Origin of the sequence: Streptomyces sp. NPDC001902 (assembly GCF_042891295.1) — a bacterium.
Taxonomy (GTDB): domain Bacteria; phylum Actinomycetota; class Actinomycetes; order Streptomycetales; family Streptomycetaceae; genus Actinacidiphila.
Window position 1 is genome coordinate 200719 of record NZ_JBIATA010000010.1, and the last position, 25470, is coordinate 226188.

22 protein-coding genes are annotated in these 25470 nt (G+C 71.8%); 11 read left to right on the plus strand and 11 right to left on the minus strand.

What is annotated here, in order from left to right; all coding sequences use genetic code 11:
- The first annotated feature begins 353 nt into the window (after positions 1–353).
- The 3 genes from ACFYYN_RS18980 to ACFYYN_RS18990 all read left to right on the plus strand — a co-directional run bounded on the left by ACFYYN_RS18980 (position 354) and on the right by ACFYYN_RS18990 (position 8048).
- Positions 354–3284, plus strand: coding sequence for a helix-turn-helix transcriptional regulator (locus tag ACFYYN_RS18980; RefSeq protein WP_500546727.1), 2931 nt, complete (start codon positions 354–356; stop codon positions 3282–3284).
- Between the two features lie 457 nt (positions 3285–3741).
- Positions 3742–7404 carry a S8 family peptidase gene (locus ACFYYN_RS18985; RefSeq protein WP_500546728.1) on the plus strand — a complete coding sequence of 1221 codons (3663 nt, stop codon included), beginning with the start codon at positions 3742–3744 and terminating at the stop codon, positions 7402–7404.
- A gap of 80 nt (positions 7405–7484) precedes the next feature.
- On the plus strand, positions 7485–8048 hold the full coding sequence (locus tag ACFYYN_RS18990) for a hypothetical protein (RefSeq protein WP_500546729.1): 564 nt from the start codon (positions 7485–7487) through the stop codon (positions 8046–8048).
- Between the two features lie 75 nt (positions 8049–8123).
- On the opposite strand, the gene ACFYYN_RS18995 is transcribed toward ACFYYN_RS18990, so the two are convergent.
- Positions 8124–8513 carry a hypothetical protein gene (locus tag ACFYYN_RS18995; protein ID WP_500546730.1) on the minus strand — a complete coding sequence of 130 codons (390 nt, stop codon included), beginning with the start codon at positions 8511–8513 and terminating at the stop codon, positions 8124–8126.
- A 115-nt stretch (positions 8514–8628) separates the two neighbouring features.
- Between ACFYYN_RS18995 and ACFYYN_RS19000 the strand changes: the two genes are divergently transcribed.
- A complete protein-coding gene (locus ACFYYN_RS19000) occupies positions 8629–9129 on the plus strand; it encodes an SMI1/KNR4 family protein (RefSeq protein ID WP_500546731.1) in 501 nt (166 codons plus the stop codon).
- A gap of 171 nt (positions 9130–9300) precedes the next feature.
- Positions 9301–9531 carry a hypothetical protein gene (locus ACFYYN_RS19005; RefSeq protein ID WP_500546732.1) on the plus strand — a complete coding sequence of 77 codons (231 nt, stop codon included), beginning with the start codon at positions 9301–9303 and terminating at the stop codon, positions 9529–9531.
- Positions 9532–9555: 24 nt separating this feature from the next.
- On the opposite strand, the gene ACFYYN_RS19010 is transcribed toward ACFYYN_RS19005, so the two are convergent.
- Positions 9556–10209: a response regulator gene (locus ACFYYN_RS19010; protein WP_500546733.1), complete on the minus strand. Its 654-nt coding sequence runs from the start codon at positions 10207–10209 to the stop codon at positions 9556–9558.
- On the minus strand, positions 10206–11393 hold the full coding sequence (locus ACFYYN_RS19015; protein ID WP_500546734.1) for a sensor histidine kinase: 1188 nt from the start codon (positions 11391–11393) through the stop codon (positions 10206–10208). Before ACFYYN_RS19015 ends, ACFYYN_RS19010 begins: the two co-directional genes overlap by 4 nt.
- A gap of 343 nt (positions 11394–11736) precedes the next feature.
- Here ACFYYN_RS19015 and ACFYYN_RS19020 point away from each other — a divergent pair, with 343 nt between their 5' ends.
- A complete protein-coding gene (locus ACFYYN_RS19020; protein WP_500546735.1) occupies positions 11737–12339 on the plus strand; it encodes a VanZ family protein in 603 nt (200 codons plus the stop codon).
- 137 nt (positions 12340–12476) lie between these two features.
- Here ACFYYN_RS19020 and ACFYYN_RS19025 read toward each other — a convergent pair whose 3' ends face one another.
- A complete protein-coding gene (locus ACFYYN_RS19025; protein ID WP_500546736.1) occupies positions 12477–13958 on the minus strand; it encodes a CoA-acylating methylmalonate-semialdehyde dehydrogenase in 1482 nt (493 codons plus the stop codon).
- Between the two features lie 371 nt (positions 13959–14329).
- Between ACFYYN_RS19025 and ACFYYN_RS19030 the strand changes: the two genes are divergently transcribed.
- Positions 14330–15112 (plus strand): DUF899 domain-containing protein, encoded by a 783-nt coding sequence (locus ACFYYN_RS19030; RefSeq protein WP_500546737.1) that lies wholly within the window; start codon positions 14330–14332, stop codon positions 15110–15112.
- 267 nt (positions 15113–15379) lie between these two features.
- The gene (locus tag ACFYYN_RS19035; protein WP_500546738.1) at positions 15380–15724 is read left to right on the plus strand and encodes a DUF6188 family protein; all 345 of its coding nucleotides are present in this window, start codon (positions 15380–15382) and stop codon (positions 15722–15724) included.
- Between the two features lie 211 nt (positions 15725–15935).
- Here the strand turns inward: ACFYYN_RS19035 and ACFYYN_RS19040 are convergent, their stop codons facing one another.
- From ACFYYN_RS19040 to ACFYYN_RS19050, 3 genes are all read right to left on the minus strand, one after another.
- Positions 15936–16337 (minus strand): YciI family protein, encoded by a 402-nt coding sequence (locus ACFYYN_RS19040; RefSeq protein WP_500546739.1) that lies wholly within the window; start codon positions 16335–16337, stop codon positions 15936–15938.
- Positions 16338–16626: 289 nt separating this feature from the next.
- Positions 16627–17448, minus strand: coding sequence for an MBL fold metallo-hydrolase (locus ACFYYN_RS19045; RefSeq protein WP_500546740.1), 822 nt, complete (start codon positions 17446–17448; stop codon positions 16627–16629).
- A 61-nt stretch (positions 17449–17509) separates the two neighbouring features.
- Positions 17510–18385 (minus strand): glycosyltransferase family 2 protein, encoded by an 876-nt coding sequence (locus ACFYYN_RS19050; RefSeq protein ID WP_500546741.1) that lies wholly within the window; start codon positions 18383–18385, stop codon positions 17510–17512.
- 152 nt (positions 18386–18537) lie between these two features.
- On the opposite strand from ACFYYN_RS19050, the gene ACFYYN_RS19055 reads away from it, so the two are divergent.
- Complete coding sequence (locus tag ACFYYN_RS19055) at positions 18538–19275, plus strand: type 1 glutamine amidotransferase family protein (protein WP_500546742.1); 738 nt, start codon at positions 18538–18540, stop codon at positions 19273–19275.
- 293 nt (positions 19276–19568) lie between these two features.
- Here ACFYYN_RS19055 and ACFYYN_RS19060 read toward each other — a convergent pair whose 3' ends face one another.
- On the minus strand, positions 19569–20891 hold the full coding sequence (locus tag ACFYYN_RS19060; protein WP_500546743.1) for an epoxide hydrolase family protein: 1323 nt from the start codon (positions 20889–20891) through the stop codon (positions 19569–19571).
- Positions 20892–21188: 297 nt separating this feature from the next.
- Here ACFYYN_RS19060 and ACFYYN_RS19065 point away from each other — a divergent pair, with 297 nt between their 5' ends.
- Positions 21189–21626 carry a TIGR03618 family F420-dependent PPOX class oxidoreductase gene (locus ACFYYN_RS19065; RefSeq protein WP_500546744.1) on the plus strand — a complete coding sequence of 146 codons (438 nt, stop codon included), beginning with the start codon at positions 21189–21191 and terminating at the stop codon, positions 21624–21626.
- Positions 21627–21676: 50 nt separating this feature from the next.
- Positions 21677–22429, plus strand: coding sequence for an SDR family NAD(P)-dependent oxidoreductase (locus ACFYYN_RS19070; protein WP_500546745.1), 753 nt, complete (start codon positions 21677–21679; stop codon positions 22427–22429).
- A gap of 26 nt (positions 22430–22455) precedes the next feature.
- Here the strand turns inward: ACFYYN_RS19070 and ACFYYN_RS19075 are convergent, their stop codons facing one another.
- Genes ACFYYN_RS19075 through ACFYYN_RS19085 form a run of 3 tightly spaced genes read right to left on the minus strand, consistent with a single transcriptional unit; the run spans position 22456 to position 25336 of the window.
- On the minus strand, positions 22456–23046 hold the full coding sequence (locus tag ACFYYN_RS19075) for a hypothetical protein (RefSeq protein WP_500546746.1): 591 nt from the start codon (positions 23044–23046) through the stop codon (positions 22456–22458).
- The gene (locus ACFYYN_RS19080) at positions 23043–24650 is read right to left on the minus strand and encodes a sensor histidine kinase (protein WP_500546747.1); all 1608 of its coding nucleotides are present in this window, start codon (positions 24648–24650) and stop codon (positions 23043–23045) included. Before ACFYYN_RS19080 ends, ACFYYN_RS19075 begins: the two co-directional genes overlap by 4 nt.
- A complete protein-coding gene (locus ACFYYN_RS19085; RefSeq protein ID WP_500546748.1) occupies positions 24647–25336 on the minus strand; it encodes a response regulator in 690 nt (229 codons plus the stop codon). Before ACFYYN_RS19085 ends, ACFYYN_RS19080 begins: the two co-directional genes overlap by 4 nt.
- Between the last annotated feature and the right edge of the window lie 134 nt (positions 25337–25470).

Sequence of the window (25470 nt, forward strand, 5' to 3'; positions counted from 1 at the left end):
GGATGCTGCGCCGGTCGGCGATGGGGTGGGGCCGACGTACTGTTGCCGCAGGTCGCACATGGTGTCGCCTCGCTCGTACACCCCCCTCCAGGCCAGCACGAGACGTCCGCGGGCGCCGTGCGATTAGCCCATCCGGGTGACGTGAGGAGGCCCTCCTGCGCGTGTCGGCGTGCCCGGCGACCGGCAGGCACCGCGTCGGCGCCGGGAACATGCCCGACGGCGATGGTGACCCCGTGCGAGGAGCCCGCGGGATCGCCCGTCGTTCAGCTGTCCGAGCCGATACCGCCACCCAAATGATCTCTCCCGGATAAAGTCAGCACCGGCGTGGCGCTGATCGATCAAGGGAGCGGACGGTGGCTGGACGGACCCAGACCGAAGCCGGTCGGCATCCGGCGCTCTCCGGGCCGCGGTTCGTGGGCCGGGAGCGGGAGCTCGCCGCCCTGGGCGGGGCGCTCGGGCCGACCCCCGCGGTCGTCCTGCTCGACGGTGAGGCGGGCATCGGCAAGACCCGGCTGTTGCGCGAGTTCCTGGGGTCGCAGGCCGAGCAGGGACGTCGTGCCCTCGTCGGGGCCTGCCCGGAGCTGCGGGTGCCGTACACGCTCGGGGCGGTCGTCGACGCGGTGCGCGACGGCGTTGACAACGTTGTCACCCTGGGGTTGAGCGGGCTGGGCGGTGCGCTGCGGCCCCTGTTCCCCGAGTGGGCCGACGACCTGCCTCCCGCGCCGGAGCCACTGGAGGACGCGAGCGCCGCCCGGCACCGGCTGTTCCGCGCGTTCGTCGAGGTCCTCGGACGGCTCGACGTCGCGGTGCTGGCGATCGAGGACGTGCACTGGGCGGACGAGGCGACGCTGGAGTTCCTGCTGTTCCTGGTCTCCCGCCGACCGCAGACGCTGAGCGTGGTGCTGACCTACCGGCGCGAGGAAGTGCCCGCCGACTCGCTGCTGTTGCGGCTGTCCTCCCGGCCGCCCGCCGACGCGCACCTGGTCAGGCTGACACTGCAGCCGCTGGACATCCCCGAGACCGCGTCGTTCGTCTCGTCGATGCTGGCCGACGGCCACGTCTCGACCGAGTTCGCGACCTTCCTGCACGCACGCACGGAGGGTGTGCCGCTGGCGGTGGAGGAGTCGGTGCGGCTGATGCACGACCGGGCCGACCTGATCAGCCAGGACGGCGGGTGGGCACGGCGCCGGCTGGACCGCATCGACGTGCCGCCCACGATCCGCGACGCCATGCTCGAACGCGTCCAGCGGCTCCGGCCCGGTGACCGGACCGTCCTGTACGCGGTGTCGGTGCTCTCCGGCCCGGCCGACCACGCGACCCTGAGGGCGGTGACCGGCCTGCCCGAGGACCGGTTCGCCGCGCAAGCGGCCGAAGCGCTCGGCTGCGGCCTGCTGCGTGAGGACAGGCCCGGACAGTGGTCGTTCCGCCACTCGCTGGCGTGCCACGCCGTGTACGACGCCATCCCGGCCGAGGAGCGGCGCGCCATGCACCTGCGCGCGGGCCGGGCACTGGAGCGATGGCCGATGCCGCCGGTGGCGCAGTTGGCCCGGCACTTCCGGCTGGCCGGCGAGGTCGACGCCGCGTGCCGGTACACCGAGCAGGCGGCCGACCTCTGCGTCCAGTCCGGAGACGTGGCCACCTCGGCGCTGCTGCTGCACAGCCTGGTGACCACCGTGGCCCTCCCGGCGGAACCGCTGGTACGGCTGGTGACGAAGATCCAGTTCCAGGCGCTGCCCGGCTCCGACCCGTACTCGAAGACCATCGACGCGCTGCGAGCCGCCCTCGGCAGCCAGGTCCTGACGCCGCGGCAGCAGGCTCTGGTCCGCTTCCAGGTCGGCCGGGTCCTCATGGTGGCGGGAGAGATCGAGGCGGGCCGCCTCGAGATCCTGCGAGCGGTGCCCCATCTCGCGCCGGACTCGCCGGAGGCGCCGCGCGCCCGCATCCTGCTCGCCCTGCCCCTGGGGAACGCACGCCCGGTCGCGGAGCACCTGCGGTGGCTGCAGGAAGCACCTCCGCTGGCCCAGGCGATGGCCTCCCACGACCGGCTGCGCCTGTTCGTGGAACGCGCCTTCGCGCTGCTCATGCTCGGCGAGGAGGCCGGCTGGGACGCGGCCCGGCAGATCCCGGACGACGTCTCCGATCCCCGGGCGGCGGCCATCGTCGCGATAGGCCACACGAACGTCGGCGAGGAGGCGACGCGGTGGGGCCGGTACGACGAGGCCAGGGCACGGCTGGCCACGGCCCAGGCACTTGCCGAGCGCCACCAGCTCCTGGACTACCTCGACAGCATCGCCTCCTCCCGGGCCCACCTGGACTGGTTCACCGGCGCCTGGCCGGGACTCGCCGAGCGGACGGCGCGGCTGGTCGACGACGACGGCGGCGTACGGCTGAAGGACCGCTGCGAGGCCGCGCTCGTGGCGGGCCTGATCGAGGCCGCCGCCGGGGACCGGCAGGCCGCGGAGGCACGCCTGCGCTTCGCCGGACGTGACGACCAGCAACGCATCGAGGCCGCGGCCGCGCTGGCGCAGCTGTGCCTGCGCGACGGCGAGGTCGAGGAGGCGCTCCGCCTCACCGACCAGCCGGCCGAGATCGCCGTCAGCGGGGGCATCTGGTCCCGGGCCGTCGAGTTCGCCCCGGCACGGGTCGCGGCCCTGGTGGCCGCCGGTCAGGTCGGCCGCGCCGCCGACCTGGCCGACACCTTCGAGGGGGCCCTGGGGGACAGGGACGCCCCGGCGCCGCGGGCGTCCGTGGTGCTGTGCCGCGCCATCCTGGCCGAAGCCGAGGGCCGGCTCACCGACGCCGCCTCGCTGTTCGCCCGGGCGGCCGACGCCTGGCAGGCATTGCCGCGCCCCTACGACGCCCTGCTCGCACGGGAGCGCCACGCCCGCTGCCTGCTCGCCGACGGCCGGGACGAGGCCGCTCTGCCGGTGCTGGCCGACGTCCGGCGGGCATTGTCGGAGCTCGGCGCCCACCACGACGCCGACCGGGTGGCACGGACCCTGAACGAGCGGGGTGGGGACACCCGAGAGACGCGCGGCCGGGGACGGCCCAGCTACGGCAACCACCTCTCCCCGCGCGAGCTGGAAGTCGCCCGCCTGCTGCTCGACGGCCGGACGAACCGGCAGATCGCCGACGTGCTGGTGGTGTCGACGCAGACCGTGGCCAGCCAGGTGAAGTCGGCCATGCGCAAACTGCAGGTAACGTCGCGGACCGGACTCGCCCTCAGGGTCGTGGAGTTGGGACTCGTGGGCGAGCAGGGGCAAACACCGCCGGGCGACGAGTGAATTCACCGTCGTCGCCCGGGACGAAAAAAAGGGCCTGCGGGCGAACGACGAGTTAAATCCCGCATCTGACCAATCGAGGCGGAGTCGGGCCCGGTTGCACACTCGTCCCCATGTTGCCCGCAGAACCGCTGACACCCGAACCGGCAGATGACCCGGCCGTTTCGGCACGCCGTGCGAAGGACGGACCGGTACCGGCAGGACCGCAGGCCGACCCGGCAGACGCCCCGACCACCGAGGACGCGGGTGATGCCGCCGTTGCCGGCGAGTACGAACCGCTCTAGCGCGGAGGCCCAGGGGCGGACCGTGATCGCCCGTGGCGCGAGGCGTCACCCGAGCCAGTCCACCTGGTGGGGTGCGGGTCCTCGCGCACCGGGAGTCCGATCGCCGACGCCCCGCACGTCCCCACGCCGAACCTCCCCCGATATCCCCCGTCATTCATCTCACAGGAGACCCATAGATGAGGCGAAGCTCAAGGAAGCGTCTCGGCAGACGCCTGGGCGCGGTGACCGTCGGTCTGACCGTCTTCGGCATGGTCGTGTCGACCACGGCGACCCAGGCTGCCGAGCCGACCCGGAAGTCGCCGCTTCCCGGGGTCGTACGGACGAACAGCCCGACGATGATCGCGAACGACGACCTGGCGCGGATCGTCTCCGCGTCCGGCGGGTCCGTCCCGGTGACGCTGATCACCGGCGACAAGGTGCACGTCGGCGTCGACGACGACGGCAAGCCCGTCGTCCGCGACATCGACAGCGCGGATCGGCCCGATGGACCCCCGGTCGTGTTCCACACGATCACCCGCCAGGGCAAGGTGTACGTCGTGCCGGACGACGCCCTCGCGCTGGTCGGCAAGGGACTGCTCGACTGGGGGCTCTTCGACCTGTCCCAGCTGGTGACGCTCGTCGCGGCGGGCAAGGGCGACGCGGTGCCGGTGCTCGTCACCTACACCGGAACGGCCGGCGCCGACAAGACCCGGAAGGTCGCCGGGGCGTCGGGCGGCAGGGCGCTCCCGAGCATCAACGGCCGGTCGATGAAGATCGCCGACGGCGGAAGGTGGTGGCAGGGGGTAGGGGGCAAGACCGCCTCCACGTCCGCCGCCGCCCGGTCCGCCGGTTCCCTGGCCGGGGTCAAGAAGGTCTGGCTCAACGGCATGTCGCATGTCGACCTCGAGCAGTCGGTGCCGCAGATCGGCGCGCCCGTCGCCTGGGAACGCGGCTACGACGGCACCGGCGTGACCGTGGCGGTACTGGACACCGGCATCGACGCCACCCACCCGGACGTGTCCGGGAGCATCGCCGGGCAGGTCGACTTCACCGGCAGTCCCACGGGCACCAAGGACGGGCACGGACACGGCACCCACGTGGCGTCCACGGTCCTCGGCAGCGGCGCCGCGTCCAAGGGGCTGCGCAAGGGCGTCGCCCCCGGCGCCAAGCTGCTGGTCGGCAAGGTATGCGACGACAACGGGCAGTGCCCCGACGACGGGATCATCGCGGCCATGGACTGGGCCGCCCACTCGGGGGCCAAGGTCGTCAACATGAGCCTCGGCGGTGAACCCACCGACGGCACCGACCCGATGAGCCAGGCGCTCAACGAACTCAGCCGCGCCACCGGGACCCTGTTCGTGGTCGCGGCCGGAAACTCCGGCTTCGTCGCCCAGAAGGTCGTCGCCCCGGGCTCCGCCGACGACGCCCTGACCGTGGCGGCCGTCGACAAGAGCGGCGAGATGGCCACCTTCTCCAACCGCGGACCGCGGATCGGGGACGGCGCCGCCAAGCCGGACATCGCGGCTCCGGGCGTCGACATCGTCGCGGCACGCGCCGCCGGCACGGCCATGGGCACCGTGGTGGACGAGTACTACACATCGGCCGACGGGACCTCGATGGCCACACCGCACGTGGCCGGCGCCGCGGCCATCGTCGCCCAGCAGCACCCGGAGCTGACCGGTCAGCAGATCAAGGCGCTGCTGATGGACACCGCAAGCGACCTGGGGCACGACATGTACGCCCAGGGCAGGGGCCTGGTGGACCTGGCGACCGCGACCAACCCGCAGATCGTCCCGAAGGGGAACCTGAACTTCGGCCGCCTGGCCTACCCGCAGTCGGCGGTGACGAAGAAGATCACGTACACCAACCGCGGCGACAAGGCGACCACGCTGCATCTGACGATGCCGGTCTCCTTCGCCGACGGCAAGCCGGCCGCGGCAGGCCTGTTCACCCTCGGCTCGGACACGGTGGTCGTTCCCGCAGGCGGGTCCGCCGAGGTGTCGGTGACGCTCGACGGCAGCGTGCTGGGCACCGCCGGGGCCCACGGCGGCTACAACGGAGTGCTGAGCGCCCGTGACGACTCCGGCGCGATACGGCTGAGCTCGGGCATCCACACCTTCGTCGAAGCCCAGAAGTTCCCGCTGACCCTGAACGTCGTGCCCCCGGCGGGTGCCACCGACGTCCGCTACGGCACCGCCACCTTCATGCCGGTCGACGACCAGGTCCACCTGCACGCGGGCCAGGTCTTCGAAGTCGGCGCGGACACCGTGACCGAGCAGCTCTTCCGCGGCACCTACGCGGTGCAGATGCCGGTCACCTGGCGGGACGCGACCGGCGAGTGGCAGCAGGCCCAGCCGATCGCACCGGAGGTGAGCCTCACCAAGGCGAGCACGGTCACGCTGGACCTGCGCAAGGCCAAGCCGCTGAGCGTGCAGTACCCGGAGTCCACCGAGACCTACAACGCGACCGACATCGTCAACCGGGTCTCGGCGACCGGGGCATGGACGACGGGCACGGCGCTCACGTACGACTACAAGGCCGGGGAGCCGAACTGGTGGGTGCTGCCCACCGGCAAGGTGAGCGAGGGTACCTTCACCCACGACTTCTACAGCTCGCGGACGACTCCCGTTGTCACCCTGCGTGCCACAGGCGGCGGTGCCCCCGCCGGCCTGTCCGCACGCTACGTGACCCCGGACGGCGGGCTGACCGAGACGCAGGCGTGGCTGCGCGACAACGGGGACCCGAGCACCCGCGAAGCCGCGATCCACGTTCCCCGCCTGCCGGTCAAGGGACACCTGCCGGTGGTCCACGCCGGCAGCGGGACCGCCGCCGAACTCGCGGACGTCGACGCCCGGGGCAAGCTCGTACTGCTGACACCGACCGACATCTGTCAGGGCACCTGCGACTACGCGAAGCTCCGGGACGAGCGGGTGGCGGCCGCCGCCGAAGCCGGCGCCGTCGGCGTGCTGGTCGCCGCACCGGGCCTCACCTCGCTGGGCCGTCCCTCGGAGTTGGACCAGTGCGTGGACGGGCCGCAGAGCTGCCCGGCGATCCAGCCGTACGCCGCACTGCCCATCGTGAGCGTGCCCTACGCCGAGGCCGAAGGCCTGATCAAGCGGATCAAGGCCGACCGGAAGCACGTCGAGATCAGCCTCGGCGGCAGCGTCGTGCCGAGGGCGTACGCCGCCAGGTACCACGACGAGGGACAGATCCGGTCGAACGCCTACAAGGTCGGGAAGGGCGATCTGGACCGGGTCGACCTCTCCTTCCACGCGTCACGGCCCGGTGAGGTGCACCAGCTGAGCTGGAAGCAGTCCCTGCAGGCCACCCCCGTCACGTCGCAGGTGTCCCTGCCGCACCCGTCCACGCGGCAGACCATGACCACCTTCGTCAAGCGGGAGGACAACGCCATCAGCCGGTTCACCGCCTCATGGGCCGAGGTCGGAGCGGACTCCTTCCTGGCGCGCAACCGCACCGAGATGAACGACGTGGTCCTCACCGGCAGGGACGAGATCCACTGGAACGCGGGGCCTGCCGTACCGGGAGCCGTGCCGCAGGTGCGGACCGAGTCCGGCTTCTCGGTCGAGGCCGGACCGTGCTCGGGCTGCCGGCAGGGCGACACCTTCTACCCCACCGTCTACCTGACGGGCAGCGGCGGCGGCCGCCAGGCCCTGATCGGCATCGTCGGCGACGAGCTGCTCCAGCACGAGTTCCTCGAGATCCCCTCCTGCGGGACGGTTCCCTCGCCCACCGTTCCGAACCTCGACTCCACCTGCGACTTCAAGCTGCTGAACGCGTCCGGTGACGAGATCGAGCGTCACACGCAGCACCTCCCGGACGAGACCTGGGCGACCCTGTGATGGCACTCGACACCGCTAAGGAGACCGACACGATGAACACCCCTGTGCCATCGGCACGGCGTCGCAGAGGGGCAGCCCTCATGGTGCTCGCAGCCGCGGCGATGCTGGCGCTCTCCGGCTGCAAGGGCGGTGACCTCGTCTCCTACGACCTTCCGGCGAAGTCGGCCCGGTACACGTTCGAGGCGGAGACCAACGACGTCAAGACGGTGTGGCAGTACACCTCCGCCAAGGCGACCAAGGACGACGCCCCGAAGCTCAGCCCGTGCATCGGCGAGGTGGTCGGCAGCAACCAGGCGGCCTGCCGCCCGGAGCCGCTGATCTTCCTGCGCTACGACTTCGACCTGGCCCTGGACAACACCGTCAAGGCCGGGGAGAACCACGAGATCACCGTCGTCGGCTACTACCAGGAAAGCCTCACCACCCTGCCCAAGGTGACGTCCCTGAAGGCGGAGACCACCTTCGACGGGGGCAAGACCTGGCACCCGGCGGCCGCCCGGGCCACCGGAAAGAACACCTTCACCACGACGATCAAGAACCCTCGGCGGGACCGGGCCGCCAAGGGCGTCGGACTGCGGATCAGCGCGACCGACAGCAAGGGCAACACCGTCAGGCAGACCATCCCCACCGCGTACACGCTGCGCTGACGGGCACGGCCGGGAACACCTGAACAGGGCGGGGCGAGACCGAGTCCCGCCCCGCCCTGTTCGGGCTGTGGACGTCTACGGCCGGGGCCACAGGGGTTTCTGCACCTGCAGGTCCACGACCGACACCCACTCCGCCGACGGGATGGCCCGCTCCACGACGAACCACTCGTCGGGGCGCTCCCCGAAGTGCGTCGCCGTCAGCACGTGGACAGTCTGGGCCGGCAGCCGGGTGCCCGCCCACGCGTGCCACCGTTGTGCCTCCGGGGCCGGCACTTCCACGGTGAACCGCACCGTGCAGTCCCGGAAGGGGCCGGGGAGCGAGGCGGGGCTGGGATCGGACGTGAGGTGCACGGTCCCCGCCAGCTCCTGCCCGTCCTCCTGAGCCGCCGGCCAGGTCGCTTTGATCTCTGCGTCTGCCAGGATCAGCGGCCACAGCTCCGGCCGCGTGAAGTGGAAAAGCAGCATGCCAGGATTCTATTGGGTGCTCGGAGCCCGTGTTCCCACGGCGACCGGGCCGCCCGTCCCGGGCCGCCATGCGACGAAACACCGCATCAGGATCAGAGCTCCTACGATGCCGGCCATGGCACGCTTCGAGGACCTTCGCCGCTCCCTGTGGGACACCGAGGGCCAGTACGGAATTCAGGAGCCCCTGACCGACCCGTTGATCGTGGAGGCCGAGCGTTCGCTGGGCGTCACGCTCCCCGGGTCCCTGCTCGATCTGCTGCGCCGGCAGAACGGAGGCGCGGTGACGGCCGACCGGAACGCCTTCCCCACGAGCGAGCCGACCTCGTGGAGTGCCGATCACGTCCCGGTCGACGTCCTCATGGGCATCGGGCACCGCTCGGCGGCACTCTCCATGCTCGACAGCCCTTACCTGGTCCGGGAATGGGGGCTCCCCACCGCGGTGGTGCTGGTCTCGGGCGACGGCCCCTGCTGGATCGGGCTGGACTACCGGGCCTGCGGCCGCCACGAAGAGCCTTCCGTGACCTGGTTCGACGCGGAACTCCAAGCGGAGTTGCACCTTGCCCCTGACTTCCGGTCCTTCATCGAGGGGCTGACGCGTGAGCCCGGAAGCCTGTGACGGGCCAAGAGCCGTCCCGTCATCGATCTCCGCCACGGCGTTGTCCCGGCCGGGCTCGGGCAGCTCTACCCGGATGCCGGTGCCCCCTGGCAGCCGCGTGCCCTGTACCTGGCCACCCACCCGCGCTCGGCTGTACCGGCGCTGCACGATCTGTTCGGTGCGCGCAAGGCGATGTACAGCGTCCCGGACGAACAGGTCACCGCGACCGTCGATGTCCGTCCCTGGATGACGCAGAAGGTCGCGGCGGTGCTGGCGCACCGCTCCGAGGTCGAACGCGGAGCCGTGCCGGGGGTGATCGCAGGCCTTCCACCACATGCCCGGGAGCGACTGCTCGCCACCGAGTGGTACATCCGCCACGCCCCCTTCACCGCAACGGCGGCCCAGCCGGAACTGACCGCCTGACCAGGCCGTCCCGGTCCCGGCTCGTCAACGCCGTTCGAGGAGACCGGACTCCCACGCCCAGGCGGCGATCTCCACGCGATTGCGGGCGGCCAGCTTGGTCTGCACGTTGGCGAGGTGCGTCTTCACCGTGCCGACCGAGATGGACAGCGCCGCGGCGATCTCGGCGTTGGTCAGTCCCCGGGCGACCAGGCGGACGAGTTCCCCTTCGCGGCCGGACAGCGCGCTCTGCGCGGTGCGCCGGGTGGTCGCGGTGTTCCTCAGCTTCTCCAGCAGACGTACGGTGACGGAGGGGCTGACCAGTGCCTCGCCCGAGGCCGCCGCACGGATCGCCTCCACCAGCAGGGCAGGTCCGGAGTCCTTGAGGAGGAACCCGCAGGCGCCGCCGTGCAGGGCGCGATGGACGTACTCGTCGTCGTCGAACGTCGTGGCGACGACGACCTTCGGTGGATCGACCACGCCGGGGCGGGTCAGGCGAGCCAGCGCCTCGAGCCCGTCGAGGCGCGGCATGCGGATGTCCATCAGCACGACGTCGGGGCGGTGCCGCGCGGCGAGTTCCAGCGCCTCCAGTCCGTCCGAGGCCTCGGCGACGACCTCGATGTCGTCCTCGGCGGACAGCAGCATCGCGAACCCCGCCCGCACCATGACCTGGTCGTCGGCGATCAGCACACGGATCGTCATCGGGCAGCTCCCGCCGTGACAGGGACCGGCGGCAGGGTGGCCTCGACGCTCCAGCCGCCCCCGGGGGCCGGGCCCGCGTGGACCCGTCCGCCGATCAGGGTGACCCGTTCGGTCAGGCCCTTCAGCCCGAAGCCGCCGCCGGCGTGGTGGCGGCCGCCGCGTACCCTTCCGTCGTCGACGACCCGGACGGCGACGCCGCTGTCCGCCGTCCGTACCGCCTCGACGCGCACCTCGGTGCACCGGTGGGCGTGCTTGCGCACGTTGGTCAGTGCCTCCATCACCACGCGGTGCGCGGTGGTGCCGACCTCCACGGGCAGGTCGTCGAACGTGCCCTCCATCGCGAGCCGGGCCCGCGCGCCGCCCACCGCCGCGAACCCCTCGACGAGCGCGGGCAGTTCCGCGATGCCCGCCAGCGGCGCCAGGGCCGGGTCCCGCTCGTCCCCGCTGGGGTCGCGGAGCATGCCCACCATGTGCCGCATGGAGGCCAGCGCTTCCGCCCCGGCCTGCTCTATCCGTTCGAGCGAGGGCCGTACGAGCTCGGGTCGCCGCTCGGCTATCGCCAGTGCCCCCTGCGCCTGGACGACGATGCCGGTCACGTGGTGGGCGACGAAGTCGTGCAGGTCGCGGGCGAACTCGGTGCGCTGTTCCACCCGGAGCGTCTCCGCGCGGCCTCGCCGGTCCGCCCGGACCAGGCGCCAGGCGGCGCCGGCGCCTGCCACCGCCGTGGCACCCACGGCGAAGAACAGGGCGACGGTGACGGTGGTGTCCCCCGGATCGACCGAGACCGGCCGCAGCACGATCGCGGCCCACAGGAACGGCGGGACGGCCCATGACACCCACCACCGCCGTGCGCGCACGGGGACGAGCAGGAGCAGCCACAACAGCGCCGCCGGCTCGGCGAAGCCGAGTGCCACGTCCGCATCGGCCGTACCGCCGGCCCCGGCGTGCAGGGCCGCCGACACCGTCAGGGATGCCGCACCCGTCAGACCGGCGACCACGGGGAGCGTCCGCGCCCCGAGCCACGGTGAGAGGACGACCGCGGTCACGGCGAACAGCGCGACGAGCAGCTTGGTGAGCTCGACGCCCCGCGTCCCGGACAGACCGGCTCCCCAGTCGAACCACAGCGCCTCACAGAGGACCGCCGTCCACACCAGCCATGCCGCCCAGGACAGAGCACGCCGCACGAAGGTCCACGGGGAGGGGCGGGTGGAATCGCCGCGGGCAGGCGCGGCGCTTGGCAGGGTTTCGCGGTCCATCACAGCAGGAGCATGCCACGGGTCCGGCGATCCACGTCGGGTCCGTCACGTCCGGCACCCCGCTGACCTGTGGTTCGTGGGGCCGGACCGGATCGCCGTCGCGGGCGCGCCGCCTCATCGCGTCAGTCGGCCGAAAGACAGAGCCGACGGCGCAAGATCTGCCTTTCGCCGGATCCGCCGACCCGTGCGGCTCCCGCAGAGTCGTCCACGTCGGTACCCCGACTGCCCGGCGGATCGGCCGCCGTTCACACGTACCTGGAGAGAAAAGTTCATGGGTGATGTCAACCTCCGGTTCGAGGCGCTGCCGGTCTTCGTGCCCCTGGTCGCCGCCTTCTGCGTCCTCCTCGCCGTACGGGCGCTGCGCGGGAAGGGCGGGGCCGGGTGGGGCTGGCGGTACGTGCCGATCCGGGTCGTCACGGCGGTGTACCTCGCGGGCGTCCTCGGATTGACCTTCTTCCCGTTCCAGATCATGTACGGCAGGTACGCGGACGAGATCGTCTGGTACGACCAGATCAACTGGCTGCTCCTGATCTCGCTCGACCCGAGCGCCGTACCCAACGTGGTCATGACGATCCCTTTGGGCATGCTGCTGCCCCTGCTGTCGGGACGCGTCACCTCGTGGCGGCGGGCCGCCGTCGCGGGCGCCGTCTTCAGCTTCACGATCGAGGTGTCGCAGGTCCTCGGGTGCGTCGTGTTCAACAACTACCGGGGCGCCGACGTCAACGACGTGCTCGTCAACACCCTCGGCTGCGTCTTGGGGTACGCGATCGTGCGGTGGGCGGCCGGGACCAGCCTCCTGGAGGACCTGGTGCGGCGCTGCGCGCTGCCGGGTTCCGCACTCGCGGTGGAACCGCGGGTCCGTGTCGCGGCATGAGCGAACGCGGGCCGTGCCCGGGCGGCTTGTCGGTCGGGTCACCGCGGGGAAGGGCCGGCGGCCGCACCGGCACGGAAGGGGAGCCGGTGCGGCCGCGTATGGGGGGCGGTCAGCGGGACGAGGGGAAGCTCAGGGCGTCAGCCGGCCGTCAGCTCGGCGGGGTCCGGCCAGCGGCTCGTGATGACCTTGCCGCGCGTGTAGAAGTGCACGGCCTCGCTGCCGTACATGCGGTGGTCGCCGAAGGCCGAGTCCTTCCAGCCACCGAAGGAGTGGTAACCCACCGGGACCGGCATCGGGACGTTCACGCCGACCATGCCGGTCTCGACCTCCAACTGGAACCGGCGGGCCGCACCGCCGTCGCGGGTGAAGACCGAGCTGGCGTTGCCGAACGGGGAGCCGTTGATGATGTGCATGGCCTCCTCGTAGGTCTCCGCGCGGAGCACGCACAGGACGGGGCCGAAGATCTCGTTCCGGTAGACGTCCGAGTCGGTGCTGACGTCGTCGAGGAGCGAGATGCCCATCCAGTGCCCGTTCTCGCGGCTCTCGACGGTGAAGTCCCTGCCGTCGAGCACCACATCGGCGCCCTGGGCGGCCGCGCCCGCGACGTACGCCGCGACCTCGTCACGGTGCGCCTTGGTGACGAGCGGGCCCATCTCGGACGTCGGGTCGTCGCCCGGGCCGATCTTGACCTTCGTGGCACGCTCGGCGATCCGCGGCACCAGCGCGTCGCCCGCCGAGCCGACCGCGACCACCACGGAGACCGCCATGCAGCGCTGGCCCGCGGAGCCGTAGGCGGCGTTCACGGCTGCGTCGGCGGCCGCGTCGAGGTCGGCGTCCGGCAGGACCAGCATGTGGTTCTTCGCGCCGCCGAGGGCCTGGACGCGCTTGCCGCTCGCGGAGGCCCTGCGGTAGACGTGGCGGGCGACGGGCGTGGAGCCCACGAACGACACGGCCGCCACGTCCGGGTGGTCGAGCAGCGCGTTCACCGCGACCTCGTCGCCGTGCACGATGTTGAGCACCCCGTCGGGCACGCCTGCCTCGGCCGCGAGCTCCGCGAGGAGCATGGACGCGGACGGGGCCCTGCTGCTGGGCTTGTGGACGAAGGTGTTCCCGCAGGCGATCGCCATGGGGAACATCCACATGCCGATCATCGCGGGGAAGTTGAACGGCGAGATGCCCGCGACCACGCCGAGCGGCTGCCGTATCGACGCCACGTCGACGTCGCCCGACACCTCGGTGGACGTGTCGCCCTTGAGCGCCGTGCCCAGCCCGCAGGCCAGCTCGACGATCTCCAGGCCCCGGGCCACCTCGCCCAGCGCGTCCGCGTGGACCTTGCCCTGCTCGGCGGTGATCAGCGCGGCCAGGTCGTCGCGGCGCGCGTCCAGCAGTTCGCGGTAGCGGAAGAGGATCGCGATCCGCCGCGCGAGCGGGGACGTGCGCCAGGTGGCGTAGGCCTCCTTCGCCGCCGCGACCGCGGCGTCGACCTCGTCGGCGCCGGCCATCGCGACCTGGGTGGTGACCGCTCCGGTCGCGGGGTCGGTCACGGGTCCCCAGGTGCCGGAGGCGCCTGCGGCGTCCCCGTAGGGCTTGCCACCGATCCAGTGGGTGACGGTCTTCATCGGCGGAACTCCTCCAAAGGTGACGGTGGCGGGCGGTGAGGTTCCTGTCGTCCACCTCACGGACCCTGACTGCAGCCGGAGGTCCGCGGTCCTGTCCACGGAAACGCCCCCAGCTCGGGAGCGCGCGACTGCTGATATCGAAGTTACGGTTCCGATCCGCACGAACAGGCGCTCGGGAGCCCGGCGGCCCGAAGTGCCTGCCGCGTGTCCCGAATCGTCGTGGGCTGGATCACGCGGATGCCGGGAGCCGCCGTGTTCGCGCCCGGCGCGATGAGTTCCGGCCGCGGCGGGAGTCTGTTCCGGTGACCGTCGCAGGACGCCGTTCGACGGCCGTACGACGCTGCCCGGCACCAGACACCACGGAGGACACCATGACGACCGCACCGGACGACCCGACCACCGCGCTGCCCGGCCGCCCGCCGGTCGTGGACCTGGCCACCTGGCAGGCCGCCCGTGACGAGCTCCTGCTCCGCGAGAAGGCGCACACCCGCGAGGGCGACGCCCTCGCCGCGGCGCGCCGCCGGCTGCCGATGGTGGAGTTCGACGGGACGGTCGAGGTCGTCGGACCCGACGGCCCGGTCCCGTTCCTGGACCTGTTCCATGGCCGCGACGAGCTCGTGGTCTACAAGCACATGTGGCACGACGGCGCGCCGCACCAGGGGCAGTGCGAGGGCTGCACGACCACGGCCTGGCACCTGAGGGACGCCGTCTACCTCAACGCCCGCGGCGTCTCGTTCGCCGTCCTGACCACGGGCAGGTGGGAGGAGGTGGCCCCGTACGTCGAGTTCATGGGCTACACCCAGCCCTGGTACTCGGTGCGCGACGTGGACGGGCCGGCCGGCGGCAGCATGGGGTACCTCACCTGCTTCCTGCGCGACGGCGACCGGGTGTTCCTCACCTACTCCACGACGGGGCGCGGCAACGAAGCGGTCAACGGGTCCATGGGCCTGCTCGACATGACGCCCTACGGTCGCGGCGAGGCATGGGAGGACAAGCCCGAGGGTTGGCCGAAGGGCGGCGACGCCTGCTGGTCCTGGCGTTCGGACGCGGACGGGAACGCCACCTGGGGCCCGACCAGCCGCCCCGTGCCGCAGTGGACCCGCCCGGGCGCGACCCCCGTGGAGACCCTCGGCCGGCACGGCCACCACCACTGACGCGCCATCCTCGAGGGGCGTCCGGTGGTGCGGCCGGACGGCCACGGAGCGTGAGCTTGAGAGGACGGCTGGATGATCGTTATCATCTACGAGCCGGCTGAGGGTTCGAGGTAGGGTGGACAACGTTGTCAGCCCTGGGTGGCGGCACCAGCCCCGGATCTGTGGCGGTTCCCCGAGCCCGGCGGCCTGTCCGAGCGGCATACCGCGGGGGTGCCCTGCTCGACAGGAGCACCTGCCGGGCCATCAGAGCGATGTGGAAGTCATGCGGTGAAGAGCCTCAAAGCGCTGGTCGGCAGTTGGGTGCAGGACACGTCGTGCGACGACCGGGTGCGCCTGCGTCTCGCCCCTGCGGACGGAGGTGAGACGTCAGGCGTCACCACGGAGCTGGTCCTGGAAACGGGGTTCCGCCTGCGGGACGACGACGGCCAGTACCACGACATGCACCCCGGAACGGGCTCCGCCCTCGCCCCGGTGCTCGACCTGTTCGGTCAGTCCGTCACGGACGTCGAGGTGGTCGCCGACGGTTCGTTCCTCATCGCCTTCGATGCCGGTGCGCTCCTGTGGATCGTCGCGGACGCGCAGTTCGACGTGCGGCACGTGCCCGGCGTGTGAAGCGGATCCCCTCGGCGGGCCTGCCCTGGCGTGGGTCGTCGGGCTGGGTCGTGTCGTCACATGAGCTCCCCCAGCTTCGCTGGGGGTGCCCCCTGGTGCGGTGCATCGCAAGGCGGAGAGCCGTCCTGGTAGTGGGCTACTCGGACGATTCGACAACGCGGCGTGGGGCACCCCCGGCCGAAGGTTGGGGGAGGGCATGTGACGACCGGGCCTAGGGGGCCGGCGGGGCGGCGTGGAAGGGGCGGAGTTCGAGCCATTCGTGGATGGGCCTGCCGCCGGCGCCGGGTGCGGCGGAGAGTTCTCCGGCGAGTTCGACGGCGCGGTCGTAGGTGTCGACGTCGATGATCATCCAGCCGGCGATGAGGTCCTTGGTCTCGGCGAAGGGGCCGTCGGTGACGGGCGGGCGGCCTTCGCCGTCGTAGCGGACCCAGGTGCCTTCGGGGGCGAGGGCCTGGCCGTCGACGAACTCGCCGGTCTTCTCCAGGCGGGCGGCGAAGTCCTGCATGTACTGGACGTGGTCGGAGATCTCCTGGGGCGTCCACTGGTCCATGCACGCGTCGTTCACCGCGGCCGGTGCGCCGCGGTAGTGCTTGAGGAGCAGGTACTTGGCCATCGTGGTTCTCCCTGGTGCCGGTGCGACCCATTGTGGCCGCCTTCACCCCGGGGACGGAGCCGGCCACGGGTTCTCGACATCACCGCCCGAGATTTCTCCGGGGCCCGTCGACAGCGGAACGGGCCGCCGACCGCCGCGTTGCCCGTAGCGGCTGAAAACACGGTCACCCAGGATGAAAGTGACCGGTCGTCTCAATCGGTCGACCCGTCCCCCTGCCGTACCAGAAGCTACCACGGCTAAATGCACAAATTAAAGCCAGGTCGTCATGGGCGGTGCGAGTGCCGACCGGTCAGCGCTGGGCGACCGCCTGACCCAGGTCGATCCACTCGCCGTTGCCCGCGGTGCGCAGCCGCGCGACGAGCCCGGCGTCGTCGAAGGCCCGCTCGATGTCGGCGCGGGTCTCACTGAAGTGCGCCCATCCGTCGCAGTGGGCGGCGACGACGATCGGGGACCCCAGTACGGAGGCGGCGGCGCCGGCCCGCTGCGCGGTCAGCGTCAGAGGCCGGCCGCGCATCTTCGACGGGACGCGCGCCGCACCCACGAAGAGGACGGCCACGTCGACGGGCGGCATGCGGCGGGCGATCTCGGCCACCACCGCGAGCGAGGCGTTGTCGCCGCTGACGTAGACGGTGGGCAGCTCGTCACCCGTCAGGACGAAGCCGGTGACCTCGCAGTTCACATGACCCTGCTCGTCGCGTTCGCCGTCGTCGGGACCGTGCTGGGCGGGGACGGCGTGCACGGTGACGGTGCCTCCGGACGGGCGGGGGAGCTCCACGCGGTCCCAGGCCGACAGCCCCTGGGCCGGGGCGCCCAGCCGCCGCGCGGCGGCGGGCCCGGTCAGCACCAGCGGCGCGCCCAGGGCGAAGGCCCGGCCGCGGGTGTCCAGGTTGTCGGGGTGGAGGTCGTGGCTGACGAGGACCGCGTCCACCGGCCCCAGGGCGTCCTCGCCGACGGCGGGCCCCGCCGTCTTGGTGAGGTACCCGTGGTCGCCCGGGTCGTCGAAGGTGGGGTCCGACACCAGGCGGAGCCCGCCGATGTCGATCACCGTGGTGGGCCCTCCGAGGACGCTCACCGCGCCGGGGCGGCGGGCGGGGCTGACCTGGTCGTTCATGGCGGCACCTTTCCTGTCGTGCTTGTCACCGGAGCCCGTCGCCGGGCCCTGGGTGATCACATCACACCACCGGGGGGCGGCCCAGGGCGGTCATCCGCGCGACGGTGCGCCACCGCATGGGCCTCCGCGCCCCGCACGGCGTGCGAACACCCTCCATGAAGCCGCCCCACCAGGCCCGAAGCCCCTCCGGTGACGGCCGCTTGAGCACCGTGAGCACCGCCCACACCCCCAGGTACGCCGGCACCAAGGGGGTCGGGAGACGCCGCCTGGCCAGCCACACCCGGTTCCGGGCCACCATCCGGTAGAACACGGCATGCCGTGTCGGTGACGTCCATGGGTGCTGCAGCACCAGCTCCGGCGCGTACCGGATCCGCCAGCCCGCATCCAGCGCCCGCCACGCCAGGTCCGTCTCCTCATGGGCGTAGAAGAACGCGTCCGGCCAGCCGCCGACCTCCTCCAGCATCCGCATCGACAACGCGTGCCCTCCGCCGAGGAACGTCGTCACCAGGCCACCGCGCATGGGGTCCGACGCCCGTAGCCGCGGCACGTGCCGCCGTTGGGTGCGGCCGAGTTCGTCCGCGATCCGGAACGACACGATGCCCAGCCGTGCGTCCCGGCGGTACAGCTCCGCCAAACGGCGGAAGACATCGGCCGTGATCAGCAGCCCGTCGTCGTCCAGGTCGACCACCACGTCGACATCCCCGAACTGCCGCAGCCGTTGCAGGGCCACGTTGCGACCACCCGCCACCCCCAGGTTCTCCGGGAGGACCACCCCGGTCACCCCGTCCGGCAGCGCCGGCAGCGGGGACCCGTTGCCCACCACGACGACCCGCGCCGGCGGCAGATCCTGCGCGCGGACCGAGGCCAGCAACGCATCGAGTTCGGCGGGCCGGTCGCCCATGGTGAGGACGGCAACCCCGATGCGCAGGTGGCCCACGGGTGAACTCCGTTCGTCCGGAAGTGGTCTTCGCGATGCTAACCGCCCCGCGCTCCGCACACCCCTCGTGCGGTACCGGCCACCACCGGCGCCACAGGGCGACGCCGAAAATCCCGGCACCCGGCGTTCGGTGCGGCGTACGCTCCAGCGCTGTGGATCTGCAGACGTATCTCTTCGATGACCGTCCCGATCTGCACGGGCAGGCGGAGGGGATCTTCGGCGAGGAGTGGCCGGAGTTCATCTTCCACGACCCGGTCGCGGATCAGCACATGGACCGGGTGCGGCGGTGGTTCGGCGAACTGAACCTCCTCCTCGTCGACGGCGACGACCGGATCGTGGCAGGCGGGTGGGGCGTGCCGGTGCGGTGGGACGGGTCGCGCGACGACCTGCCCACCGGCTACGACGGCTCGCTGGTGCGGGCCGTCGCGCTGTACGAGACGGGTGGCAGGGCTGACACGCTGGTGATCGCGGCCGCACAGGTCCGCCGGCATCTGCAGGGGCGTGGTCTGGCAGCGGAGGTGCTGGCGCGACTCGCGTCGGCGGCGGAGCGCGCCGGTCTGGCGCGCGTGATCGCCCCGGTGCGGCCGCCGCTGAAGGCGCGCTATCCGCTCACCCCGATGGGTGAGTTCATGACCTGGGCGCGGGCGGACGGTGCTCCCTTGGACCCGTGGCTGAGGACGCACCATCGTTCGGGCGCGCGGGTGCTGGCTGCCGCGGAGCATTCCATGACGATGGAGGGCTCCGTCGCACAGTGGGAGGAGTGGGTGGGATTCCCCCTCCCCGCGTCCGGCAGCTATGTCGTCCCCGGGGCCCTCGCGCCACTGGTGATCGATCACGGCGCTGATCGAGGCACGCTGGTGGAGCCGAACGTGTGGGTGCGGCACCGCTGACCCGCCGGCTTGCCGCGCCGTTCGGTCGGGGCAGCCGACGCCCCCCACGGCGTCACTGGACCGGATGCCCGTAGCCTGCGGTCATGGTTGGGAGGGGTGACGGGCTGCGCGCCTTCCTGGAGGCAGAGCCGCCGGCGTGAGCCGCGCGAGTTGATGGCGGGTCAAGCTACTTGAACGTATTTATGCCGTGCTGTTCAATTATTTGACCGAGCAAGCATTGCGGGTGGGGACCCCCTTGCTCGGAACATGGGGATGCGGCCTCGCGGTGATGAGCCACCGCGAGGCCGTGACGGCTACTTGCCCGGCGTTCCGGGGTTGCGCAGTGCCGAGAACGCGGCGCGGAGTTCGCTGGTGAAGATGTCCGGGACCTCCCAGGCCGCGAAGTGGCCGCCCCGCGGAGCCTTGTTGTAGTAGATGAGGTCGTGGTACGCGTCTTCCGCCCAGCTGAGCGGTGCCTGGTAGATCTCGCCGGGGAACACGGTGATGGCGGCGGGGATCGAGATCGACACGGCGTTGAAGTTGTTGGCGTTGTTCTCCCAGTAGAGGCGGGAGGAGGAGACCGCGGTGTTGGTGAGCCAGTACAGGCTGATGTCGTTGAGGATCTCGTCCTTGGTGAGCACCCGCTGCGGGTCGCCGTCGCTGTCGGTCCAGGCGGCGATCTTGTCGTACATCCAGGCGGCCAGTCCGGCGGGGGAGTCCGTCAGTCCGTACCCCTCGGTCTGCGGGCGGGTGACCATCATCGCGGAGTAGCCCGAGCCGGTCTTGTAGAAGGCGTTGAGCTTGTCGTAGGCGGCCTTCTCGTCGGCGGACAGGCCGGACGGGGCCGGGTCGCCGCAGGCGAGCTTCTTCGCGATGGCCGGCGGCACGGTGGCCGGCATGTTGACGTGGATGCCGATCAGCCCGGGGGGCTTCTGCGCCGCCATCTTGTCCGACACCACCGCGCCCCAGTCGCCGCCCTGGGAGACGTAGCGCGTGTACCCCAGACGCTGCATCAGCACGGCCCAGGCGCGGGCGATGCGGCTGGGGTTCCAGCCGGTGGTGGTGGGCCGCTCGGAGAAGCCGTACCCGGGCATCGAGGGGATGACGACGTGGAACGCGTCCTGCGCGCGGCCGCCGTGGGCGGTGGGGTTGGTCAGGGGGTCGATGACCTTGAGGAACTCCAGGACCGAGCCCGGCCAGCCGTGGGTCAGGATCATCGGGAGCGCGTCCTGGTGGCGGGACCGGACGTGGATGAAGTGGATGTCGAGCCCGTCGATCCTGGTCTTGAACTGCGGCAGGGAATTGAGCTTCGCCTCGATCTTCCGCCAGTCGTAGTCGCTTCCCCAGTAGTGCGTGAGGTCGCGCATCGTCGCCAACTGGACGCCCTGCGACTGGTCGGGGACGGTCTCGCGGTCGGGCCACCGCGTCCCGTTCACCCGTCGGCGGAGCTCGGCGAGAGCCGCCTCCGGGATGTCGACGTGGAAGGGCCGGATGCCCGTCCCCTCCGCCGCCCGCTCGTGCACCGCGTCCGGCGTCCGTGAGGCCATGCCGACGGCCCCCGTGGTCGCCGCGGCCATCGCGCCGGCGGAGGTGAGCAGGAGCTTTCGCCGGGAAAGCAGACGGGCAATGTCGGGCATGGCAGGTCTCCGGTCGTCCGTTCCCCCCGAGGGAAGCGTCGTGGGCGTGCACGTACCTCGTCGGATACGGCGGGAGATGCCGCACGGAATGCGCGATCGCCACGGGGTGCGGGGCAGGAGGGCCGGGCCGGTATCCGATATGAGGGTAGTGCGATGAAACGAGACGCTATGTGGCGCTCTGTTGCTCCGCAACTCAGGGTCGGGCCCGGCCCGGGGCGGCATGGAGGCCGGCAGGTCCGCGTCGCGATCGCGTGTCATCGTTGTTCCGGAGCGCACCGCAACAGGCAGGGGACGACAGTGGCGACGTTGAACGACTTCGCGGAGCTGGCCCGCGCCGAGCAGGGCCTCGGTGTGGTGTCGACGCTGCGCGCCGACCGGAGCATCCAGTCCTCCGTGGTCAACCTCGGGGTCATGAGGCATCCGGTGTCCGGCCTGGAGGCGGTGGCGTTCGTGACCTACGGCAAGGTCAAGCTCGCCAACCTCAGGGGGCGTCCCCGGCTCGCCGCGTGCGTGCGCTCCGGATGGCACTGGCTGACGGTGGAAGGCGACGCCGAGATCATCGGTCCCGACGACCCGCATCCGGCGGTCGACGCGGACGGCAGGCGCCTGCTGCTGCGGGAGATCTTCACCGCAGCGGGCGGCACCCATGACGACTGGGACGCCTACGACGAGGTCATGGCCGCCGAAGGCCGGGCGGCCGTGCTGGTGCGGCCCGAACGGATCTACGGCGTCTGAACGCGGGCCGCGAGGAGCGGTGACACCTCGGGCCGGCTGAGGAGGACCTGATGGGACGACTCGAGGGGAAGACGGCCGTGGTGACCGGCGCCTCGACGGGGATCGGCCTCGCAAGCGCCCGTCGCTTCGCCGAGGAGGGGGCCCACGTCTACGTCATGGGCCGGCGGCAGGTGGAGCTGGACGACGCCGTGGCGCGCATCGGGCCCGCGGCGACCGGCGTCCGTGGCGACGTCGCCGTCCCCGCCGACCTCGACCGCCTCTGCGAGCGCATCGCCGCGGACGGCCGCCGGGTCGACGTGCTGCACGCGAACGCCGGGGTGGGGGAGCGGGCTCCGCTCGCGGAGGTCACCGAGGAGCACCTCGACCTCCTCCTCGGTGTGAACGTGAAGGGCACGGTCTTCACCGTGCAGAAGGTCCTGCCGCTGCTGAACGACGGTGCGTCCGTCATCCTCACGGCCTCGATCTGGACGGTCGAGGGCCCCGAGGGCTTCGGCGTCTACTCGGCCACGAAGGCGGCGATCCGGTCCTTCGCGCGCACCTGGGCCAACGAGCTCAAGGACCGGGCCATCCGCGTCAACGCCATCAGCCCGGGCACGATCGACACGCCCCAGCTCGACCAGGCGCTCGGGGCGGGCACGGAGGAGGGGCGACGCATGAAGGAGTTCCTGGTCTCCCGGATCCCGCTCGGCCGCATCGGCGTTCCGGACGACGTCGCCGACGTGGTCCTCTTCCTCGCGTCCGACCAGAGCCGCTTCGTCACGGGTACGGAGCTGTTCGTCGACGGCGGCACCGTCCAGGTCTGACCCGGACGGGGGAGCGCAGGCCTTGCCTACGAGCGGCCGGCGTCGGGGCAGGCGTCGGCCGACTGCGTCATCGTCCATCCGTCCCCGCGCACATCGACGCCCTTGTACGACGGGGAGTCCCGCACGGCGACGGAAGGAGGCGCAGTGCCGCCGCCTCCGCCCGAGACCGAGGACAGCGCGGCGGAGGACCCATCCACGTGGGACACGGTGCACGCCAGCTGCAGCATGGCCGGGTGGCTGAGGGGAGGGATGCCCTCGGGGAGCCGGACGGAGACGAGGCCGGTCTTGCCGACCGTCACCTCCGGTGCGTCCGCGAGGTGCGGCAGCTCCGTGGTGACCTTGGCGGCCTCGCTCCCGGCCGGTCCGGCGAACAGCAGGCGCACGGCGGCCGCCACGTCCGAAGGGTCGGCGAGCTTGCGGCCGACGGGCGTCGGATCGCCGTTGAGCAGGAAATACAGGGACACGGGGGCCGCCGCCGCGGGCTCGGGGGCGACGGAGAACATGCCGCTCGCCGGCGCGCCGGCCTCGATGACATCGGACGGCGGGACTCCGCAGCCCGCCAGCGTGAGCACGGCGGCGAGTCCAGCCGTCAGCGCCGCGACGCGCGCGCCCTTCACCGGGCACCCTCGATCACGTCGTCGGTGCCGTCGCCGTCGCCCGCCGAGTCGCGGTGCAGGGGGAGTTCGACGGTGAACGCCGCGCCCCCCCAGGGCAGGTTGGCCGCGGTGATGCGCCCTCCGTGCAGGTGCACGTTCTCCGCCGTGATGGCGAGGCCCAGACCGCTGCTCTCGCTCCTGGTCCGTGTGCTGTTCGCCTTGTAGAAGCGTTCGAAGATGTGCGGCATGGCGTCCTCGGCGATGCCCTTCCCGTTGTCGGTCACCTCGATGACGGCCCACGCCACGTCCGGCCGTTCCTCCCGCACGCTCATGGTCACCCGTACCGGCGGCGCCCCGTGCCGCAGCGCGTTGCCGACCAGGTTGGCCAGCACCACGTCGAGCCGGCGCGGATCCACGCGGGTCCGGAGCACACCGGGCGGGGGCAGATGGGTCTCCACCTGGCCCTGCCAGCCGCGGGCGGCGAGGGAGTGGTGCACGAAGTCGGCCAGATCGATCTCGTCCACGTTGAGTTCGGCCGCGCCCGCGTCGAAGCGGGAGATCTCCATCAGGTCGTTCACCAGCCCGCTCAGCCGGCTGGTCCCCTCGCTGATCAGCCGCAGTGCCTCGCCGGTCTCCAGGTCCAGCCGCAGGGCGTTCTCGTCGAGCACGTCGGTGACCGCCGTCATCGCCGCCAGCGGCGTCCGCAGTTCGTGGGAGACGTCCGCGACGAAGCGGCGCGCCTGGGCCTCCAGGCGGCGCAACTCCGCCACCGAACGCTCCAGTTCGGCCGCCGTGTGGTTGAAGGACTCCGAGAGGTCGGCCAGTTCGTCGGAGCCGTTGACGGCCAGGCGGACGTCGAGGTGGCCTTCGGCCATCCGGCGCGTCGCCCCGCGCAACGCCCGTACCGGACGGAGGACACCTCGCGCGGCCAGCAGCGCCAGGACGACGGCGAGGCCCAGCGCGACCAGGGAGGCGTGCTCGATGGCGCTGACCATCGCGCTGACGTAGGCCTGCTCGGTGTCCTGCGGCACCACCAGGTACATCACGAACCCCGACAGTTGGGGCTCCTTGTCCTCGCCGCTGGTGTACGTGACCGGCAACCCGACGACGAGCCAGGGACGCCCGTCGGTGGTCACCCGCTGGAACACCGCGGCGCGTTTGGTCGCCACGCTCCGGCGCAGTTCCGGGCTGAGCATGTCGAACTCGGCGCCCACCACCCAGGCGCGGAGGTCGCCGTACGTGGCCATGACCCGCCAGCCCTGGGACTGGTTGGCGCGGAACACCTGGTTCACCGCCGTCTGCAGGTCCGACTGGTCCGGGTTCGTGGGGGTGTATTCGGCCACGGCGTCGACGCTGGCCCGGAACTGCTGGATGACGGCGTCCTGGCTCTGCTGCAGCACGCCGGTGCGCGCCTCCCGGAAGGTGACGGCTCCGGTGCTCAGCGCTCCGGCCATGGTCACCAGGACGAAGGCCACGACGAGCCGGGAGCGCAGGCCCCGCAGCGGGAGCGGGAGCTTCGCCAGTGCCGCGCGGTGGAAGCGCGTCCATCGGGGGCCCTGGCCGGTCGCCGCGGCTTCGCGCTGCCGCACGGCCTTGCGCGGCCGTGCCGATCCCCGGCGGCTCACGCGGTACCGAAGCGGTAACCGAAGCCGCGTACGGTCTGGATGTACCGGGGAGCGCCGCCGAGCTCGCCGAGCTTGCCGCGCAGTCGTTTCACGCAGGCGTCCACGAGGCGTATGTCGCCGTAGTAGCTGTGCTCCCAGACCGCTTCCAGCAGTTGCTGGCGGCTGAAGACCTGCCCGGGCGAGGCCGACAGGGTCAGCAGCAGCCGGAGCTCCGAGGGGGCGAGCGCGACGGGTTCACCTCGGTGCGTCACCACGAGTCCGGCCCGGTCGATGGCCAGCTCGCCGTGGGACTCCGCCCTGGGGCGGACGGCGTCGGAGACCGACGCGTCGTGCCGGCGCAGCACGGCCCGTATGCGCGCGTCGAGCACCCGGGCCTGCACGGGCTTGACGACGTAGTCGTCCGCGCCGGCCTCGAGCCCCACGACCACGTCGATGTCGTCGCCCTTGGCGGTGACCATGATGATCGGCACCTGGTCGCGGTCGCGTATGCGGCGGCACACGTCGAGACCGGACATCCCGGGCAGCATGAGGTCGAGCACGACGACGTCCGGGTGGAAGGGGCGGAGCTGTTCCAATCCCTCTTCACCCGTTCCGGCGGCGAAGACCTCGTGTCCCTGGTGGCGCAGCCCCAGCTGGACGGCCTTCCGGACATCCGGGTCGTCTTCGACGATAAGGACTCGTGGCACGCCGACAGTGTAAGCAGATCGCGATCGGTGGCCGGGCGGCGGAAGGGGCCCGCCCGGGAGCTGTTACAGAAGGGTCATACGTGGGGTGTGAGGCCGGCCGGTGGGTCACCGGGAGGCCGCGCGTTATCGTTTCG

Bases quoted from the DNA above. Each gene is read 5' to 3' on its own strand.
- ACFYYN_RS18985 (WP_500546728.1), top strand. From the start codon at position 3,742: ATGAGGCGAAGCTCAAGGAAGCGTCTCGGCAGACGCCTGGGCGCGGTG.
- ACFYYN_RS18990 (WP_500546729.1), top strand. From the start codon at position 7,485: ATGGTGCTCGCAGCCGCGGCGATGCTGGCGCTCTCCGGCTGCAAGGGC.
- ACFYYN_RS18995 (WP_500546730.1), bottom strand. From the start codon at position 8,513: ATGCTGCTTTTCCACTTCACGCGGCCGGAGCTGTGGCCGCTGATCCTG.
- ACFYYN_RS19000 (WP_500546731.1), top strand. From the start codon at position 8,629: ATGGCACGCTTCGAGGACCTTCGCCGCTCCCTGTGGGACACCGAGGGC.
- ACFYYN_RS19005 (WP_500546732.1), top strand. From the start codon at position 9,301: ATGTACAGCGTCCCGGACGAACAGGTCACCGCGACCGTCGATGTCCGT.
- ACFYYN_RS19010 (WP_500546733.1), bottom strand. From the start codon at position 10,209: ATGACGATCCGTGTGCTGATCGCCGACGACCAGGTCATGGTGCGGGCG.
- ACFYYN_RS19020 (WP_500546735.1), top strand. From the start codon at position 11,737: ATGGGTGATGTCAACCTCCGGTTCGAGGCGCTGCCGGTCTTCGTGCCC.
- ACFYYN_RS19025 (WP_500546736.1), bottom strand. From the start codon at position 13,958: ATGAAGACCGTCACCCACTGGATCGGTGGCAAGCCCTACGGGGACGCC.
- ACFYYN_RS19030 (WP_500546737.1), top strand. From the start codon at position 14,330: ATGACGACCGCACCGGACGACCCGACCACCGCGCTGCCCGGCCGCCCG.
- ACFYYN_RS19040 (WP_500546739.1), bottom strand. From the start codon at position 16,337: ATGGCCAAGTACCTGCTCCTCAAGCACTACCGCGGCGCACCGGCCGCG.
- ACFYYN_RS19045 (WP_500546740.1), bottom strand. From the start codon at position 17,448: ATGAACGACCAGGTCAGCCCCGCCCGCCGCCCCGGCGCGGTGAGCGTC.
- ACFYYN_RS19060 (WP_500546743.1), bottom strand. From the start codon at position 20,891: ATGCCCGACATTGCCCGTCTGCTTTCCCGGCGAAAGCTCCTGCTCACC.
- ACFYYN_RS19070 (WP_500546745.1), top strand. From the start codon at position 21,677: ATGGGACGACTCGAGGGGAAGACGGCCGTGGTGACCGGCGCCTCGACG.